General features: G+C 70.4%; 18 protein-coding genes. 10 read left to right on the top strand and 8 right to left on the bottom strand.

All coding sequences use genetic code 11. From position 1 onward, the window contains the following. Positions 1 to 37: 37 nt before the first annotated feature. Together SHK19_RS21680 and SHK19_RS21675 are read left to right on the top strand one after the other, a co-directional pair. Positions 38 to 637: a TetR/AcrR family transcriptional regulator gene (locus tag SHK19_RS21680; RefSeq protein WP_322937439.1), complete on the top strand. Its 600-nt coding sequence runs from the start codon at positions 38 to 40 to the stop codon at positions 635 to 637. 81 nt (positions 638 to 718) lie between these two features. Next, positions 719 to 1,414, top strand: a complete 696-nt coding sequence (locus SHK19_RS21675; protein WP_322937438.1) for a peptidoglycan-binding domain-containing protein — start codon at positions 719 to 721, stop codon at positions 1,412 to 1,414. A 26-nt stretch (positions 1,415 to 1,440) separates the two neighbouring features. Here the strand turns inward: SHK19_RS21675 and SHK19_RS21670 are convergent, their stop codons facing one another. From SHK19_RS21670 to SHK19_RS21655, 4 genes are all read right to left on the bottom strand, one after another. Further along, positions 1,441 to 2,088, bottom strand: coding sequence for a hypothetical protein (locus SHK19_RS21670; RefSeq protein ID WP_322937437.1), 648 nt, complete (start codon positions 2,086 to 2,088; stop codon positions 1,441 to 1,443). Between the two features lie 148 nt (positions 2,089 to 2,236). Next, positions 2,237 to 3,067 carry a PhzF family phenazine biosynthesis protein gene (locus SHK19_RS21665; RefSeq protein WP_322937436.1) on the bottom strand — a complete coding sequence of 277 codons (831 nt, stop codon included), beginning with the start codon at positions 3,065 to 3,067 and terminating at the stop codon, positions 2,237 to 2,239. Positions 3,068 to 3,103: 36 nt separating this feature from the next. After that, positions 3,104 to 4,069, bottom strand: coding sequence for an esterase/lipase family protein (locus SHK19_RS21660; RefSeq protein ID WP_322937435.1), 966 nt, complete (start codon positions 4,067 to 4,069; stop codon positions 3,104 to 3,106). An 82-nt stretch (positions 4,070 to 4,151) separates the two neighbouring features. Then, positions 4,152 to 4,646 carry a nuclear transport factor 2 family protein gene (locus SHK19_RS21655; protein ID WP_322937434.1) on the bottom strand — a complete coding sequence of 165 codons (495 nt, stop codon included), beginning with the start codon at positions 4,644 to 4,646 and terminating at the stop codon, positions 4,152 to 4,154. 132 nt (positions 4,647 to 4,778) lie between these two features. On the opposite strand from SHK19_RS21655, the gene SHK19_RS21650 reads away from it, so the two are divergent. Further along, positions 4,779 to 5,732 carry a helix-turn-helix domain-containing protein gene (locus tag SHK19_RS21650; protein ID WP_322937433.1) on the top strand — a complete coding sequence of 318 codons (954 nt, stop codon included), beginning with the start codon at positions 4,779 to 4,781 and terminating at the stop codon, positions 5,730 to 5,732. 9 nt (positions 5,733 to 5,741) lie between these two features. Here SHK19_RS21650 and SHK19_RS21645 read toward each other — a convergent pair whose 3' ends face one another. Further along, complete coding sequence (locus tag SHK19_RS21645) at positions 5,742 to 6,242, bottom strand: Lrp/AsnC family transcriptional regulator (RefSeq protein WP_322454323.1); 501 nt, start codon at positions 6,240 to 6,242, stop codon at positions 5,742 to 5,744. 111 nt (positions 6,243 to 6,353) lie between these two features. Between SHK19_RS21645 and hppD the strand changes: the two genes are divergently transcribed. From hppD to SHK19_RS21620, 5 genes are read left to right on the top strand one after another with little or no spacing between them, the layout of a single operon-like run. Then, positions 6,354 to 7,556 (top strand): 4-hydroxyphenylpyruvate dioxygenase, encoded by a 1,203-nt coding sequence (gene hppD / locus SHK19_RS21640; protein ID WP_322454324.1) that lies wholly within the window; start codon positions 6,354 to 6,356, stop codon positions 7,554 to 7,556. 58 nt (positions 7,557 to 7,614) lie between these two features. Then, complete coding sequence (locus tag SHK19_RS21635; protein WP_322937432.1) at positions 7,615 to 8,832, top strand: homogentisate 1,2-dioxygenase; 1,218 nt, start codon at positions 7,615 to 7,617, stop codon at positions 8,830 to 8,832. Next, complete coding sequence (locus SHK19_RS21630; protein ID WP_322937431.1) at positions 8,829 to 9,974, top strand: fumarylacetoacetate hydrolase family protein; 1,146 nt, start codon at positions 8,829 to 8,831, stop codon at positions 9,972 to 9,974. The genes SHK19_RS21635 and SHK19_RS21630 overlap by 4 nt, the downstream gene beginning before the upstream one ends. Positions 9,975 to 9,983: 9 nt before the next feature. Then, positions 9,984 to 10,733, top strand: coding sequence for a hypothetical protein (locus tag SHK19_RS21625; RefSeq protein WP_322937430.1), 750 nt, complete (start codon positions 9,984 to 9,986; stop codon positions 10,731 to 10,733). A gap of 32 nt (positions 10,734 to 10,765) precedes the next feature. Then, complete coding sequence (locus SHK19_RS21620; protein WP_322454328.1) at positions 10,766 to 11,083, top strand: 4a-hydroxytetrahydrobiopterin dehydratase; 318 nt, start codon at positions 10,766 to 10,768, stop codon at positions 11,081 to 11,083. 22 nt (positions 11,084 to 11,105) lie between these two features. On the opposite strand, the gene SHK19_RS21615 is transcribed toward SHK19_RS21620, so the two are convergent. Together SHK19_RS21615 and SHK19_RS21610 are read right to left on the bottom strand one after the other, a co-directional pair. Continuing rightward, a complete protein-coding gene (locus tag SHK19_RS21615) occupies positions 11,106 to 11,849 on the bottom strand; it encodes an SDR family NAD(P)-dependent oxidoreductase (RefSeq protein WP_322937429.1) in 744 nt (247 codons plus the stop codon). Positions 11,850 to 11,897: 48 nt separating this feature from the next. Then, the gene (locus SHK19_RS21610) at positions 11,898 to 12,107 is read right to left on the bottom strand and encodes a hypothetical protein (protein ID WP_322454330.1); all 210 of its coding nucleotides are present in this window, start codon (positions 12,105 to 12,107) and stop codon (positions 11,898 to 11,900) included. Positions 12,108 to 12,187: 80 nt separating this feature from the next. Here SHK19_RS21610 and SHK19_RS21605 point away from each other — a divergent pair, with 80 nt between their 5' ends. Together SHK19_RS21605 and SHK19_RS21600 are read left to right on the top strand one after the other, a co-directional pair. Further along, positions 12,188 to 13,003, top strand: a complete 816-nt coding sequence (locus SHK19_RS21605) for an aminoglycoside phosphotransferase family protein (protein ID WP_322937428.1) — start codon at positions 12,188 to 12,190, stop codon at positions 13,001 to 13,003. A 48-nt stretch (positions 13,004 to 13,051) separates the two neighbouring features. After that, positions 13,052 to 13,456, top strand: a complete 405-nt coding sequence (locus SHK19_RS21600) for an NUDIX domain-containing protein (RefSeq protein WP_322937427.1) — start codon at positions 13,052 to 13,054, stop codon at positions 13,454 to 13,456. 19 nt (positions 13,457 to 13,475) lie between these two features. On the opposite strand, the gene SHK19_RS21595 is transcribed toward SHK19_RS21600, so the two are convergent. Then, entirely contained in the window at positions 13,476 to 14,720 is a 1,245-nt protein-coding gene (locus tag SHK19_RS21595) for an HNH endonuclease signature motif containing protein (protein WP_322937426.1), read from the bottom strand. Between the last annotated feature and the right edge of the window lie 325 nt (positions 14,721 to 15,045).

The raw sequence follows: 15,045 nt of genomic DNA, 5'->3' as shown, positions 1-15,045 counted from the left end.
GTCCAGTCGGTCTTATTGTTGGCGTATGGTGGACCGCGTGACGACCGACACCCCCACCACCGACGGACGCCGAGCCCGCGGCGACGTGACCCGGCGTCGGGTGGCGCGGGAGGCCTCGATGATCGCGACCGTCAGCGGCCTCGACTCGATCACCGTCGGCTCCCTGTCCGAGCGCACCGGCGTCAGCAAGAGCGGCATCCTCACCGTCTTCGGCAGTCGCGAAGCCATCCAGGTGGCGGCCGTGGCCGAGGCCCGCCGGATCTACCAGGAGCAGGTGCTGGCGCCGATCTGGTCCGAGCCGGCCGGCGGCCCGCGGCTGCGGGCGTTGCTGCGCTCGTGGGTCGCCTACCTTAAGGCGGGCGTGTTCCCCGGCGGGTGCTTCATCGCCGCGACGTCGGTGGAGTACGGCCATCGGAGCGGACCAGTGGCCGACGCCGTACGACGCCTCAAGCGCGAGTGGCTCGACCTGCTCGAGTCGGAGCTGGCCGCGGCCGGATCGGCGAACCCGGTCGACGACGCCTTCCGGATCGACGCCTACCTCAGCGCCGGCAACACCCAGGACCAGCTCACGAGCGACGGCACCTGGTCCGGCACGGAGCGGGCCACCCGGCTCGCGCTCGACGTCATCCCGGGCTGAGCTCGCCTGCCGCCCTGCGCAACCAAAGTGAGGACAGGCGCGTCACGGAGGTAGACACTTCCTCTCGGAAGGGCCCTCCTCATGCTTCGCACTCTCTTGGCACTGCTCACCGGCTTGGTGCTGGCCGCGGTGCCGTCCGCGCCGGCGGACGCCAGCCCCGCGGTCGAGCGTGCCCAGCGTCGGCTCAACCAGCTCGGGTGCAGCTCCGGACCCGCTGACGGCCAGATGGGCGAGTGGACGCGGTCGGCCGTCGTCCGCTTCCAGTCCCGCCACCGGCTCTCCCAGACCGGCCACCTCAACACCGCGACCACCCGCACCCTGTACGGCGACCGCGCGCACCGCTGCGACGTACGACCGGTGCCGCCGCGCAGCGGGACGGGACGCCGGATCGTGATCAGCCAGCGCCAGAACTGGGTGTGGCTCGTGGCCGCGGGTGGCAACGTGGTCGGCCAGAGCGGGATGATCGACAACCCCGGCGAGCTGGGCACCGGGTGGAAGCGGGTCGGGTCCTACTGCGGCCGGGCCGCGAAGATCCGCCGCAACACCGCGACCGGTGGCGGGTTGTGGCTCGACAACTTCACCCGGTTCGCGGCCTGCGGGATCGGCTTCCACCGGATCCCGCGGTACATGTCCAGCGGCAACCAGATCCACCCCGACTGGATGGTCGGGACCAACCTCCGGGCGTCGCACGGCTGCGTCCGGCTGCCGCAGCAGTTCTCCGCGCGGCTCTGGGACTTCGGCCGGGTCGGCACCCGGGTGCGGGTCGTCAGAGGCTGACTACTTCACTCACCGGCGCGCGCTCGCTAGTAGACGACCGCGGAACCGAAGATCCGGCACGTGGATCCGGTCGCGCCCGGAATGGATCCCCCGGCGATCCCGGCCACGCTGAACGTCATCGTGCCGATGACGTCGGCTCCGTTGCGCAGGATCAGCGTGCCACTGCCGTGGCCGAAGGTGCCGTACGTCTCGTCGACGGCTGGGGTCGTACCTGCGACGGTGATGGCATTGACGTTCCCGTCCGAGTTGACGAAGTTCCCGGAGACACCGCGCTCGTTGTCCGGCACCGTGCCCTCGAGCTTGATCGTGGACGAGAACGCGTCCGGGCTCGAGCAGGAGAACCGGAGCGGATTGCCCGGGAACTTCACCAGGGTGCCGGAGCACCCGGGACTCGCGCCCGTGGCGCAGTTGGTCGCCAACACCTCGATCGGCACGCTCCGTCTCGCGGGGAGGAACCTGTTGATCGTGGAGCCGGCGAGCTTGTTGATGCCGATGGCCCCGTTCCTGATCTTGGGCGAGGTCACCGCACCGTCCCTGATCGACTTGGTGATCACGGAGTTCTTGGGTGCGGTGGTGACGGCGTACGCCGCTCCGGCGATGCTCGCAACGAGCGCGAGCAGGGCGATGGCGAGAGTGGCGATGCTGAGAGCTGATGTCTGACGGGAACTGGACATGACGATTCCTTCGGTCTGGAGCAAGACGATCCGGAAAATGCCATACAGGCGCGCTCTCGGCAATGGCCCCAAAGGACCAGGCGGATGGCCGCCGGCGACTACGAGTGCCACCGTGACTTCGGCCGGGTCGGCACCCGGGTGCGGGTCGTCAGAGGCTGACCGCTCCGCTGATCGTGGTCTCCGTGGCGCCGCCGATCCAGATGGTGCCGTCAGCGTCGGAGTCGACGTGCACCCGGCCGGCGCGACCGAGCGCCGTCCCCTGCGCGGCGACGTACGACGCCGGCAGCACGCCGTTGCCGACCAGCCACTGGGCCAGGCCGGCATTGAGCGAACCGGTGACCGGGTCCTCGGGGATCCCGAAGTCCGGTGCGAAGCCGCGGACCTCCACCGCCGTCTCACCGCCCGGCGGGCGCTGCCCGACCACACCGATGTCGAGACCGGCGAAAGCACCGAAGTCGGGCGCGAGCGCCAGCACCGCCTCGGCGTCGCGGACCCGTACGGCGACCCATCGCGCACCGTTGTCGACCCACTGGCTGTCGACGATCTCGGCGCGGTCGATCCGCAGCGCCTCCGCGATCCGGTCGAGGTCGTCGTCGTCGACGGAGCCGGACCGGATCAGTGGGGGCGCCTCGAAGGCGATCCGCTCCGCGCGCCTGAGCCGCACCAGTCCGACGCCGCACTCCTGCACCAGCCGCTCGTCCTTCGGAATGCCTCCCGCCTCGAGCCACGCGTGCGCCGAACCCAGCGTCGGGTGCCCCGCGAACGGCAGCTCGCCGCGGGGGGTGAAGATCCGCAGCCGGTAGTCGGCCGTCGCGTCGGTCGGGCGCAGGAGGAATGTCGTTTCCGACAGGTTGGTCCAACGGGCGAACGCCGCCATCTGCTCGGCGCTGAGCCCGTCGGCGTCGTGGACGACGGCCACCGGGTTGCCGAGCAGGGGATCGGGGCTGAAGACGTTGACCTGGCGGAACGGCAGCGGCATGGCGCCGAGCCTAGGAGTGCGATGTTCAGCGGGCCGCTAGGGGCCGCCGACCGGTCCGATGAAGGGCAGCACGACCATGCAAGGAACTGGTCGCTTGTGGGCCGGGTCGAGGGTGTTCAGCACGATCCGGGCGGCGACCGGGTCGGCCGCGATCTCGAAGTGCTCGGAGTAGTCGGTGCGGCAGTGGTCCTGCACGACGACGTTGCGCATCCCGGGCTCGCGGCCACTGCTGTACGGGACCACCAGCTGGTCGTACTTGGTCATGATGTTGGTGTACTCGATGTCGCCGACCACGAGCCCGCCCGCCCGGAGCCGGCGCATGAAGTCCGACGTCGCCGCGTACTGCCCGCACGCCTGGCACAACGGGATCTGGTCCTCCGGCACGCCGAACACCTTGGCGAGCAGGCGGTAGTAGTTGGCGATCGTGGTGCCGTGCCAGAGCGGCGCGAGCGAGATGTAGCGCTTCACGTGCTTCGCTCCGCCGAGGAGCTTCACGTAGTACTCCGGGATCAACGTCCCCTGGGAGTGCCCCACGATGTCGACCTTGCTGGCGCCGGTCGCCCGCAGGACCCGGGCGACGAAGGCCTTGAGCTGACGGGCGCTGCCCTGCATGGCGGTGATGCCTCCGAGCTGGTCCTGGACGGGCGGCGCGCCCGGGGGGACGCCGTAGGTCAGCGCGAAGACGCAGTAGCCCTCGTTGGCGAGCAGCGGCGAGTAGGTCTGCCAGTTCGAGTTCTTGTTGCCGGCGGTGCCGTGCACGAGTACGACGGGCCGCGGGTGCCGGGCGGTGGGCCGGCAGGACCAGTCGTTGCCACCCGGCGGGTCGGCGTCGACCTGCGCACCCGCCGTCACCGCGCTGAGGAGGAAGTTGTAGCTGACCGGCAGGTCGCCACTACCGCCGTCCTCGGCGTGGCCGACCGGCGCAGTCACGACGCCACCCGTCGCGCCGAGCAGCGCTGTGACGGCGACCAGAGCGGCGATGACGGCGTGACGACGGCGCATGGTTGTTGCTCCTCCCGGGGTCCCAGGACGATAACGCGTTCTAGTTGGCCGAAGTCACGCCGTCCGCCGCAAGTGACGGGCGCTACGAGACGGGGCCGTCGCTGTCCTGGTTGTGCAGCACCAGCCACTCGCCCCGCTCGAAGGTGAAGGTCACGCCGATGGCCAGGGGCACGCCCTCACTGGACGGCGACGGCGTGTAGACCGAGTCGAAGAGGACGAAGCCGCTGCGGCAGCCCTCGACCTCGGTGTGGACGACGTCGAGGGTCTGCGTCCACTCCTCGTCGGCGAAGAAGCTCTCGATGAACCCGGCGGTCGCCTCCTTGCCGAGCAGCGTGCTGCCGTCGGCGAAGATCGCCGAGACGTCGTCGTGCAGCAGGTCGTTGAAGCCGTCTGCGTCCTTGTCGAACGTGGTCTGCCGGTAGTCCTCGACCGCGCCGGCGAAGCTGCGCTGGCAGTGGTTGAACGGGCGGCTCTGCTCCGCCGAGTCGTGAGCCGACGTGACGGCCGGCGCGCCGACGCCGACCGCGAAGGCCGCGAGCACGGTGGTCGAGAGGGTGGCGATACGCATCCTGGACATGGGGATCTCCGATCCGAGGGTGAGGTGGGTCGCCCCAGGAGACATCGCGCCCGTTCCGACCGGCCAACGATTCGGTCACGATCGAATCCCTGCACTTCGTCGCCTGTTGTCGCGCCGCCTACGTTGGCGGGCATGATCGTGGCCGACCTCGACGCGTCGACCCTCGCCCGGATGACGATCCGGCCGTCGCCCGTCCATGAGGTCATCGGCTGGCTCCGCCTCATCGCCTCGGGCGACCGGCACCCCGTCTACGGGCGGGCGAACGCATCCGACCGGGCGGCGCTGCGCGATCCCGACGTGTCGCTGGTCGCGGCCATGGTGGCCGGAGGTGGCTACCAGCCCGACCTCCTCACGCCCGTGGCCGGCTGTGGCGATGTCCAGACCGCGTTCGGCGACCAGCTCGACGCGGTCGCTGCGGCCGACCAGGCCCAGAGCGCGACCGAGGTCGCGTGGTGGTCGGCCGGGCGGCCCGCACCGCGCCGGGTCCGGGATGCGGTCGATCGCGGCGATCTCGGTCGGCTGGCGGCGCGTGGTCTCGCGGCCGCCCGTCGGGCGATGGGAGATCGGTGGGAGTCCGTCACCGGGATGCTGGAGCGGTCGACGCACGAGGCAGCGGCGACCGCCGCTCGTGAGGGTGTGGGCGCCGTGCTCGACGGGATGCACCGAGATGTCCGGTGGACCGGTGGCGAGCTTCGGATCGCCAAGCCCTTCGACGAGTCCGTCCGCTACCGGGACCAGGAGCTGGTCCTGTCGCCCTCGGTGCTGACCTGGCCGCGGCTCACCGTCCAGGTGGTCCACGAGAGCAGGGGCAGCGTCGTCTTTCCCGCGACCGCGTTCGGCGAGGGCAGGCACCGTGGCGGTGGCGGCGGGCTCGGGGAGCTCCTCGGCAGCTCCCGAGCAGCGCTGCTGCGCGACCTCGACGTCCCCCGCACGACGACGGAGCTCAGCGCCCGTCACTCGCTCGCCAAGGCCACCGTCTCGCACCACCTCGGAGCGCTCGCTGCTGCCGGACTGCTCGTCGCCAGCCGGCGTGGCCGGCACGTTGACTACCGGCGGTCGGCGCGCGGCGACCTGTTCGTGGCGTGACCTGCCTGCTCAGCGGGAGCGGTACGCCGGCGCGCGGGCGTCGCGCTGCTCGGCCGAGCGCTCGAGCAGCGGCAGCACCCGGGGTGCGATCACGGTGCCGAGCACGACCACGCTCGTCGTACGGACGACGGAGGGGGAGCGGTTGAGCTCGATCAGCGTCTCCTGCAGGTCGGAGTGCGACGTTGCCGCGACCTTGCAGAGCACGTCGGCGGTGCCGGTGGTGACGTAGGCCTCGAGGATGGTCGGCATCGCCTCGAGCTCGGGGGCGAGCTGGTCGAGGGCGCCCTGCGCGATCTCGAGGGTGACGAACGCCGACACGTGCTGACCGGCCGCCTCGAGGTCGATGTCGGGGCCGTAGCCGGTCACCACCCCCGTCGACTCGAGCCGCTGGAGCCGGGCCTGGACGGTCGCCCGGGCGACCTGGGTGAGCCGTGACAGCTCGAGCACGCCGGCGCGCGGATGATCGCGCAGCGCGGTGAGCAGGGCGAGGTCGAGGCGGTCGAGGTGCATGGTAGGCAGATAGCCTAGTTCACCGACCGCGACCTGGGCAGAAGTTGCCATTTGGTCCATCACTCGCTGGCTGACTTGAACAGCCCGATGCCCACCCGGTTGGCTGCACGTATGACACTGGAACAGCTCACGGACGCCGAGCGCCTCGCCCACCTCAGCCTCGAGCAGCTGCACCAGCTCGTCGGCCTCGTGGAGTACGACGGCAGCCACGACCCGTTCCCCGTCACCGGGTGGGACTCGGTGGTGTGGGCGGTCGGCAACGCCACGCAGACGACCCACTTCTTCATGTCCGCGTTCGGTATGAACCTGGTGGCCTACTCGGGGCCGGAGACCGGCAACCGCGACCGCAAGTCCTACGTGCTCGAGAGCGGTGCGGTGCGGTTCGTGATCGAGGGCGGCGTCGATCCCGACAGCGAGGTGATCCGGCACCACAACCAGCACGGCGACGGCATCGTCGACATCGCGCTCGAGGTGCCCGATGTCGATCGCTGCATCGCGCACGCCGCCTCGCAGGCGGCCACGGTGCTGGAGGAGCCGCACGACGTCACCGACGAGCACGGCACCGTCCGCCGCGCGGCGATCGCGACGTACGGCGAGACCCGGCACACCCTGATCGACCGCAGCCGCTACCACGGTCCCTACCTGCCCGGCTACGTCGCGCGGACGTCGTCGCTGCAGCGCCCGGCCGGCGCACCGAAGCGGCTGTTCCAGGCGCTCGACCACGTCGTAGGCAACGTCGAGCTCGGCCGGATGGACGACTGGGTCGACTTCTACCGCCGGGTGATGGGCTTCGCGAACATGGCCGAGTTCATCGGCGACGACATTGCGACCGACTACTCCGCGCTGATGAGCAAGGTGGTCGCGAGCGGCAACCACCGGGTGAAGTTCCCGCTCAACGAGCCGGCGATCGCCAAGAAGCGGAGCCAGATCGACGAGTACCTCGAGTTCTACCGCGGTCCCGGCGCGCAGCACCTGGCGCTCGCCACCAACGACATCCTCACCGCGGTCGACCACCTGCGCGCGGCCGGCGTCGAGTTCCTCAACACTCCCGACAGCTACTACGAGGACCCCGAGCTCCGGGCGCGGATAGGCAACGTGCGGGCGCCGATCGAGGAGCTGCAGAAGCGCGGCATCCTGGTCGACCGCGACGAGGACGGCTACCTTCTGCAGATCTTCACCCAGCCCATCGGCGACCGGCCGACGGTCTTCTTCGAGCTGATCGAGCGGCACGGCTCGCTCGGGTTCGGCAAGGGCAACTTCAAGGCGCTCTTCGAGGCCATCGAGCGTGAGCAGGAGAAGCGCGGCAACCTCTAGGGTCTCGATACGCCTCGCCTAGCGGCTCGGCTACTCGACCACCGAAAGCGGGAGAGACATGGCGCACTACCAGCGGGTCGGCGACGTACCGCCGAAGCGGCACACCCAGCACCGTGACCCGGACGGCAGCCTCTACTACGAGGAGCTGATGGGCGAGGAGGGGTTCTCGTCCGACTCCTCGCTGCTCTACCACTGCAACGTCCCGTCGGCGATGGTCGACGCCCGGACGTGGGACCTGCCGGACCAGTCGACCGAGACCAACGCGCCGCTGATGCCGCGGCACCTCAGCCTGCACGGCCTGTTCCCGGGCGACGGGTGGAAGGGGGTCGACGCGGTCACGGGCCGCCGGCTCGTGCTCGGCAACGCCGACGTGCGGATCAGCTACGCGGTCGTCGGCACCACCTCCCCGCTCTACCGCAACGCGGTCGGCGACGAGGTGGTCTTCGTCGAGAGCGGTACGGCGACCGTGGAGACCGTCTTCGGCCTGCTCGAGGCCGGTCCCGGCGACTACATCGTCATCCCCCGGGCGACCACCCACCGCTGGGTCACGTCAGGTGAGGAACCGCTCCGGCTGTACGCGATCGAGGCCAACAGCCACATCACCCCGCCGAAGCGCTACCTGTCCCGCTTCGGGCAGCTCCTCGAGCACGCGCCGTACTGCGAGCGCGACCTGCGCCCGCCTGCATCGATGTTCGAGCTGGTCGAGACGCACGGCGGCGACACGGACGTCGAGGTCTACATCAAGCACCGCGGCGTCGGACCGGGCGGACTGGCCGGGTCGGTGCACGTCGTGCCGAACCACCCGTTCGACGTCGTCGGCTGGGACGGCTGCCTCTATCCCTACGCCTTCAACGTCGACGACTTCGAGCCGATCACCGGGCGGGTGCACCAGCCGCCGCCGGTCCACCAGGTCTTCGAGGGCCACAACTTCGTGGTCTGCAACTTCGTGCCGCGCAAGGTCGACTACCACCCGCTGGCGGTACCGGTGCCCTACTACCACTCCAACGTCGACAGCGACGAGGTGATGTTCTACGTGGCCGGCGACTACGAGGCGCGCAAGGGCTCGGGCATCGGGATCGGGTCGATCACGCTGCACCCCGGCGGGCACGCCCACGGTCCGCAGCCGGGTGCGATCGAGGCCAGTCTCGGCGCGGAGCGGTTCGACGAGCTCGCGGTCATGGTCGACACCTTCCGGCCGCTGGAGATCGGCGAGGCCGGTCGCGCCAGCGACGACGGCGAGTACGCCTGGTCCTGGACGGGCGGGCGTCGTTCGTGACCCACCTCTACGGGGCGTTCGAACCTCGAGGATCCGACGGCGGCTCGCGGGTCGGAGTGCGGTACGGCGACCGGGTGCTCGACCTCGCCGCCGCGCTCGACCCGGAGCTCGCGGCTCAGGTCGCCGGGCCCAACCTCGACCACCTGCTCGCCGGTGGCCCGGCCGTCTGGCAGCAGGTCTTCGACGCGGTCGGAGTGCTGGAGCCGGCCGACGAGCACCTTCACGACCTCGCCGACGTACGGCTGCTGATGCCGTTCACCGTCGCCGACTACGTCGACTTCTACTCCTCCGAGCACCATGCCCGGAACCTCGGCCGGATCCTGCGGCCCGGCCAGCCGGAGCTGCCTCCCAACTGGCGGCACCTCCCGGTCGGCTACCACGGCCGGGCGGGCACGGTCGTCGTGTCGGGCACCGACGTGGTGCGGCCGAGCGGCCAGCGCCGGACCGCGGAGAGCGAGGTGGTTTTCGGGCCCACCACGAGGCTCGACATCGAGGCCGAGGTCGGGTACGTCGTCGGCGTACCCTCCCGGCTCGGCAGCCCGGTGCCGCTCGGCGCGTTCGCCGACCACGTGTTCGGCGTCTGCCTGGTCAACGACTGGTCGGCGCGCGACATCCAGGGCTGGGAGTACCAGCCGCTCGGGCCGTTCCTCGGCAAGTCGTTCGCGACCTCGGTAGCGGCCTGGGTCACCCCGCTGGCCGCGCTCGACGCTGCCTGGGTCGCGCCACCGCCGCGCGACCCTCAGCCGTTGCCCTACCTCGACGACGCCGGGACGGCGCCTGCCGGTCTCGACCTGCGGCTCGAGGTCCGGCTCAACGACAACCTGGTGTCGGTGCCGCCGTTCGCCCAGATGTACTGGACCGGCGCCCAGCAGCTCGCCCACATGACCGTCAACGGGGCGTCCCTGCGCACCGGCGACCTGTTCGCGTCGGGCACGGTCAGCGGGCCGGAGCCCGGGGAGCGGGGCTCGTTCATCGAGCTGTCCTGGAACGGCGCCGAGCCGGTCGAGCTCGCGGACGGCCAGGAGCGGACCTTCCTGGAGGACGGCGACGAAGTCGTGATCACAGCGACCGCGCCGACTGCCGACGGCGGGACGATCGAGCTCGGTGAGGTGCGGGGCCGGGTCGTCGCCGGCCGTGACTAGACTCGCTGGGTGACCGAGGCAGACCAGCAGGACGACTCGGTCGAGGTCCTCCTCGACGCCATGGGCGAGGGTGTCGACCAGCTCCCGGGTTTCGCGGGTCTCGACGTCGCCGAGGGCGTGGTCATCGTCGCCCAGGGCGGCCGACCGGAGGACGAGCCGGCGCCCGAGATCAGCTATGAGCAGTTCGGCGCCGCCTACATCCGCCAGGTCCTGCACAAGGACCGGATCCTGAAGATGGTCAACGACGTGCTCGGCCCGACGATCGAGCTCGGGCCGATCGGCGCCGGACCCGGCCGCAAGGCGGCCATGGTCAGCGTGCTCGGGACGTTCCGCGAGACCAAGGGCGAGGAGATCCCCGGCGACCTGCTCTCCTACCGGGTCTTCCTCCCGATCAGCGTGGTCTTCGACGTCGACCTGCGGGTCGACAAGCACCGGTTCACGGCCGACGTGGTCGTGCCTCTCACCCTGACCGTCCACACCGCGGCGCCGCTGCGGGTCCGGATCGACATCACGGTGCCGGGGGAGGACGAGGTGGCCCTCACCCTGCAGGCCGACACCCGCCGTGGAGCGGTGCTGCAGAAGGTGGCAGGCCTCGAGTCCGAGCTGCGACGGTTCCTGGTCAAGGTGGTCCGCACCGAGCTCGCCAAGCCCTACGTCCGCCGGGCGACCGACTTCGACATGGCGGCGCTGATCGACGACGCGTGGCCGGGGATCGCTGCCGTGATCCTGCCGCGGGGTCCCGAGGACCGCCTCGGTTGATCGGCACGTCGGCCGCACCTAGGGTCGGCGACATGGTCGAGGCGATCACTGCGGATGAGTTCAGCGCTGCCGACGGGGTAGCCGACTGGCGGGTGCTCGAGAGCGGCCAGGCCGGGACGGTGTTCCGCACCGGCTCCTTCAACAAGGGGGTCGACTTCGTCGTCCGGATCGGGGCGCTGGCCGATGCCGCGGACCATCACCCCGACGTCGATCTGCGCTACCCGATGGTGACGGTGCGGCTGTCCACGCACGAGGTCGACGGCCTGACCGAGCGCGACGTGGCGCTGGCCCGGGAGATCTCCGTCGCCGCGGCGGAGCTCGGCGTCGAGGCGGACCCCGGCCGGCTCTGAGAGCCTTCGGTCGAGCCGGCGATCAGCCGGCGGTGTGGCCCTGGTCGACGGCGAGGATGCTGCCGTGCATCGCTGACGCCTCGTCCGAGGCGACGAACGCGACGACTTGAGCGACCTGTTCGGCGGACATGAAGCCGCGCAGAGCAGCGACCCGCATGATCAGCTCCCAGTCGGCGCCCTCAGGCACGTCGATGGTGTGCGCCTGCGGCGTGTCCATGCCGCCGGGGCACACGCAGTTGATCCGCACGGGAGACCGCGCGTACTCGACGGCCAGCGCCTTGGTCATCCCGACGACACCGTGCTTCGCCGCGGTGTAGGCCGCCGAGTAGGCCTCGCCGAGGACCCCGGCGACGGAGGCTACGTTCACGATGTTGCCGCGGCTCTCGAGCAGGTGGGGGAGTGCGGCCTGGCTGGTGAAGAAGACGCTGTCGAGATTGACCGCGAGATCCCGGGACCACTGCTGCTGGGTGACCTCGGTGGTGATGCGGAAGTCGTGCCGCCCCGCGTTGTTGACCACGACGTCGAGCCGACCGAGCTCACGCACGCATGCCGAGACCGCGTCGCCGCACGCATCCGGGTCCGCGAGGTCGGCCACGTGCGTGGTGACCTCGCCGGTCGCATCCGCCGCCACCTTGGCGAGGCGGGTCTCGTCGCGCGCCACGGCAAACACCCGCGCCCCGTGCGCGGCGAACAGCTGGGCGCACGCCGCTCCCAGCCCCGACGACGCACCAGTGACCAGCACGACCTTGCCCGCGTATCGATCCACGCCCGGAACGATAACGCGTTCTAGTTCCGCCCGGGGACTGCGAGAGTCCTAGCGGTCGGTCTGCTCGGCCTGGTGCGGGTAGTCGTCCTCGTCGGCGTCCAGGATCGCGCCCTGGTCCAGCGCGTCCGCCACGTCGGCCTCGGCGCTCGAGACGTCCGGTCCGTCGCTCACCGAGCCGGCGCCGTCCAGCTCCTGCGTCTGCTCGACGATGTCCGCCTCGCTCCCGCTCTCCCGAGGTTCGTCGCTGCGATTCGTCATAAGGGACCAGTTCCCCGATGTGCCCGTCGCAACCCGTCGGTCTCGGTCCGGATCCCAAGCCCGGGACTACCCTCGCCGACGTGCAGACCCACACCCACCATCTCGCCTTCACCGCGACGGAGGTGCGCAAGCGGTACGTCTTGTGGGACGACGGCGAGGCCGACCGCGAGTGGCTCTGCCTGAGCGTGCTCGCCGAGCACGCGCCCGGCGTCGCCCCGCGGCCGCTGCGCCGCGAGTCGGAGTCCGGCGGCCCGGTCGTCGTCATGGATCGGCTGCCCGGCGAGCCGCTCGGCGCCGCGCCACTCGATGCGCACCAGACCCGTGCTCTCGGACGAGCACTGCGGCGGGTGTACGACGTCCCTCTCGCCGCCGTCCGTGACGCCGGGATCGGCGAGCGTCGCTACGGACCGTCGACGCACCACGACATCGTGGCGGGATGGCTCAGCGACTCGAACGACGTCAGCGAGTGTCGCGAGCCGCAGCTGGTCGCGGAGGCGGTCGACGCAGCTCTCGACTGGCTGGCGCGACCCGATCAGCGTCCTGAGCCGCAGCTGACCGCACTCGGGATCGCAGACCTCAACCCCGCCAACGTCATCTGGGACGGCACCGCCTGCCGACTCGTCGACTTTGAGGACGGCGGTCTCACTGATCCGGCGTACGAGCTCGCCGACCACATCGAGCACATCGCTGGTCGCATCCCACCGGTCTATGACGCCGCCGGTCTGGTCGAGGCGGTCGGCCTGTCAGCCGAGGACCGGGCCCGGATGGAGGCCTTCCGTCCGGTGTGGGCCGCCTTCTGGTTGGCCATGCTGCTCCCGGGCAACGGCGGCTTCCGCCGCAACCCGCCCGGCACGACCGAGGCGCAGGCCAGGCACCTGTTGGCGATGGTGGACTGACGGCAATCGCGGACATCGAGTGTCGGATGTCAGTGCTTCAATCCGCGAATGCACAAGGTCGTTGTCGGCGCGCTGGTTCGTGAAGGTCGAGTCCTGCTCGTCCATCGGCGTCCGGACAAGCGTGCGTACCCGGACGTATGGGAGTTGCCCGGGGGAGTCATGGAGACTGGCGAGTCAGAGCTGGGCGCGCTCGCGCGCGAGCTGCAGGAGGAGCTCGACGTGCAGATTGCGACAGGCTCGGCGTCCCATCTGTGTCGGGTGACTGCTGGACCTGAAGAAGAGTCAGCACTACTGAGCGCTTGGCTCGTGCGCGAGTGGCACGGAACGCCAGCGAACGTTGCTCCCGAGGAACACGACGACATCGGATGGTTTGGTTTGGAGGAACTGCCTCCTCCCGCCCATCTGGACGTGCGCAGAGCTTTGGTGAATGCGATACGGAACCCTGGCCCCTGAAAGCCTGCCCGTTTTCAGCTCAGGTCCGGCGGTGGTAGCGGATGTCGCCGTTGGGGAGTCGTTCGGTGGTGTGGGTGGGGTCGTGGGCGAGGTGGTGGTGGTAGTTGCAGTGGAGGATGCCGTCGTCGAGGTCGGTGTTCCCGCCGGCGGCCCAGGGTTTCAAGTGGTGGGCTTCGGTCCAGGCGGCGGGGATCGTGCAGCCCTCGGCCCGGCAGCGCTGGTCACGTAGCCGCATCGCTTTGCGTTGCGCCGGTGAGAACAGACGCCGGCTGCGGCCGAGGTCGAGGATCTCGCCGTTCCCGCCGAGGACGACCGGGATGATGTCCGCGTTGCAGGCGAGCCGCCGGACCTGGGTGGCGGAGAGGGGTTCGCCGCCGACAATGCTGCCGGCGCCCAGCTCGGCGCGCAGCGAGTCGAGGCCGATGGTGACCATCACCGTGGTCGCATCCCCACCATGCTGGGGCAGCTTGGTCGGGTCGAGATGCTCCAGCAGCGCGCAGAAGGCCTGCCCGAGGCGACGGGGGTAGGGGATCCGGTCCTCCTCCCCACTCAGAGCGTGATCGGCCTTGCGGGGTGAGGTGAACGCTTCGAGGTAGGTCAGCAGCCGGTCCCGGTCCAAGACCGGGTGGACGATGGTGGTCCGGGCCAGGCCCTCGCCGATCAGCCGGGACCGCAGGCTGGTCCTCTCCCTTGCGTGTTGTTCCTCGTCCTCGAGCCGTTTGGCCAGCTCGGCCTCGGCGATCTCGGGGGCAACGACCTCGAGCAGGTGCCGACCGAGGCGGCGCAGCTCGCTGGGCCGGAACTCCTCGCAGTAGCCCACCATCCGCGCCTCGGCATCCGCCACCAGAGCCGGGTCGAGGTGGTCGGGCAAAGCATCGAGTGCATCAACCACCACCTGCGCCTGCGGCAATGACACCGTTCCGTCGGCCATCGCGGCCGCGACCCGCTGCCAGCGCCGGTCCAGGGCGTCGGCCAACCGGGCCTGGGCGCGGCTGACGGGGAAGTCGGCCTTGGTCACCGACGCCAGCCAGGCACCGGTGTCGCGGGCCAGGGCCAGGCACGCGGCGTCCTCCGCCGTCGCGACAACCCGGAGCTTGAGCTCGGCGAGCATCGCGGCGGCCTTGTCGAGTTCGACCACCGCGGTCTTCTTCTCCGCCGGGGACAGGTACACCGGCTGCAGGTCACGCACGTCGCCGATCGTGGCCTGGAGCTGGGCGGCGCAGGCCAGGATCGGGTGCGGCTGGGGCATCAACTGCGCGACCACGATGGAGACCTCCCGAGTACCTGTCGTGCGCCTAAGTCAACCCCCGACATCCGACACAACGAAATACTCAGAACCCGCCTGTGGACAGGGGAAACGCAACACTAGGGCTGTGGACGACAAGTGGCTCGTCGAGTGGTTTCGAGGCACCTCGCTGCACTCGTCGCACCTCAACCACCGTCGACGTCGTACGGCCTGGAACCCGGCAGCGAGCCGCAACCCCGCGCCGCCTTGTCCCCGTCCAAAGCCTTATCGGCCGCAGCCGCGCAGGGCCCGCAGCGAGCGCTCAATGGCCCCGAGGGTCTCGAGACGGTCGCAGAGCGACCTC

The sequence above is a fragment of the Nocardioides bizhenqiangii genome, assembly GCF_034661235.1.
Taxonomy (GTDB): Bacteria; Actinomycetota; Actinomycetes; order Propionibacteriales; family Nocardioidaceae; genus Nocardioides; species Nocardioides bizhenqiangii.
Note: the sequence above shows the minus strand (reverse complement) of the source record. Positions and strands in the feature narration are given on the sequence as shown.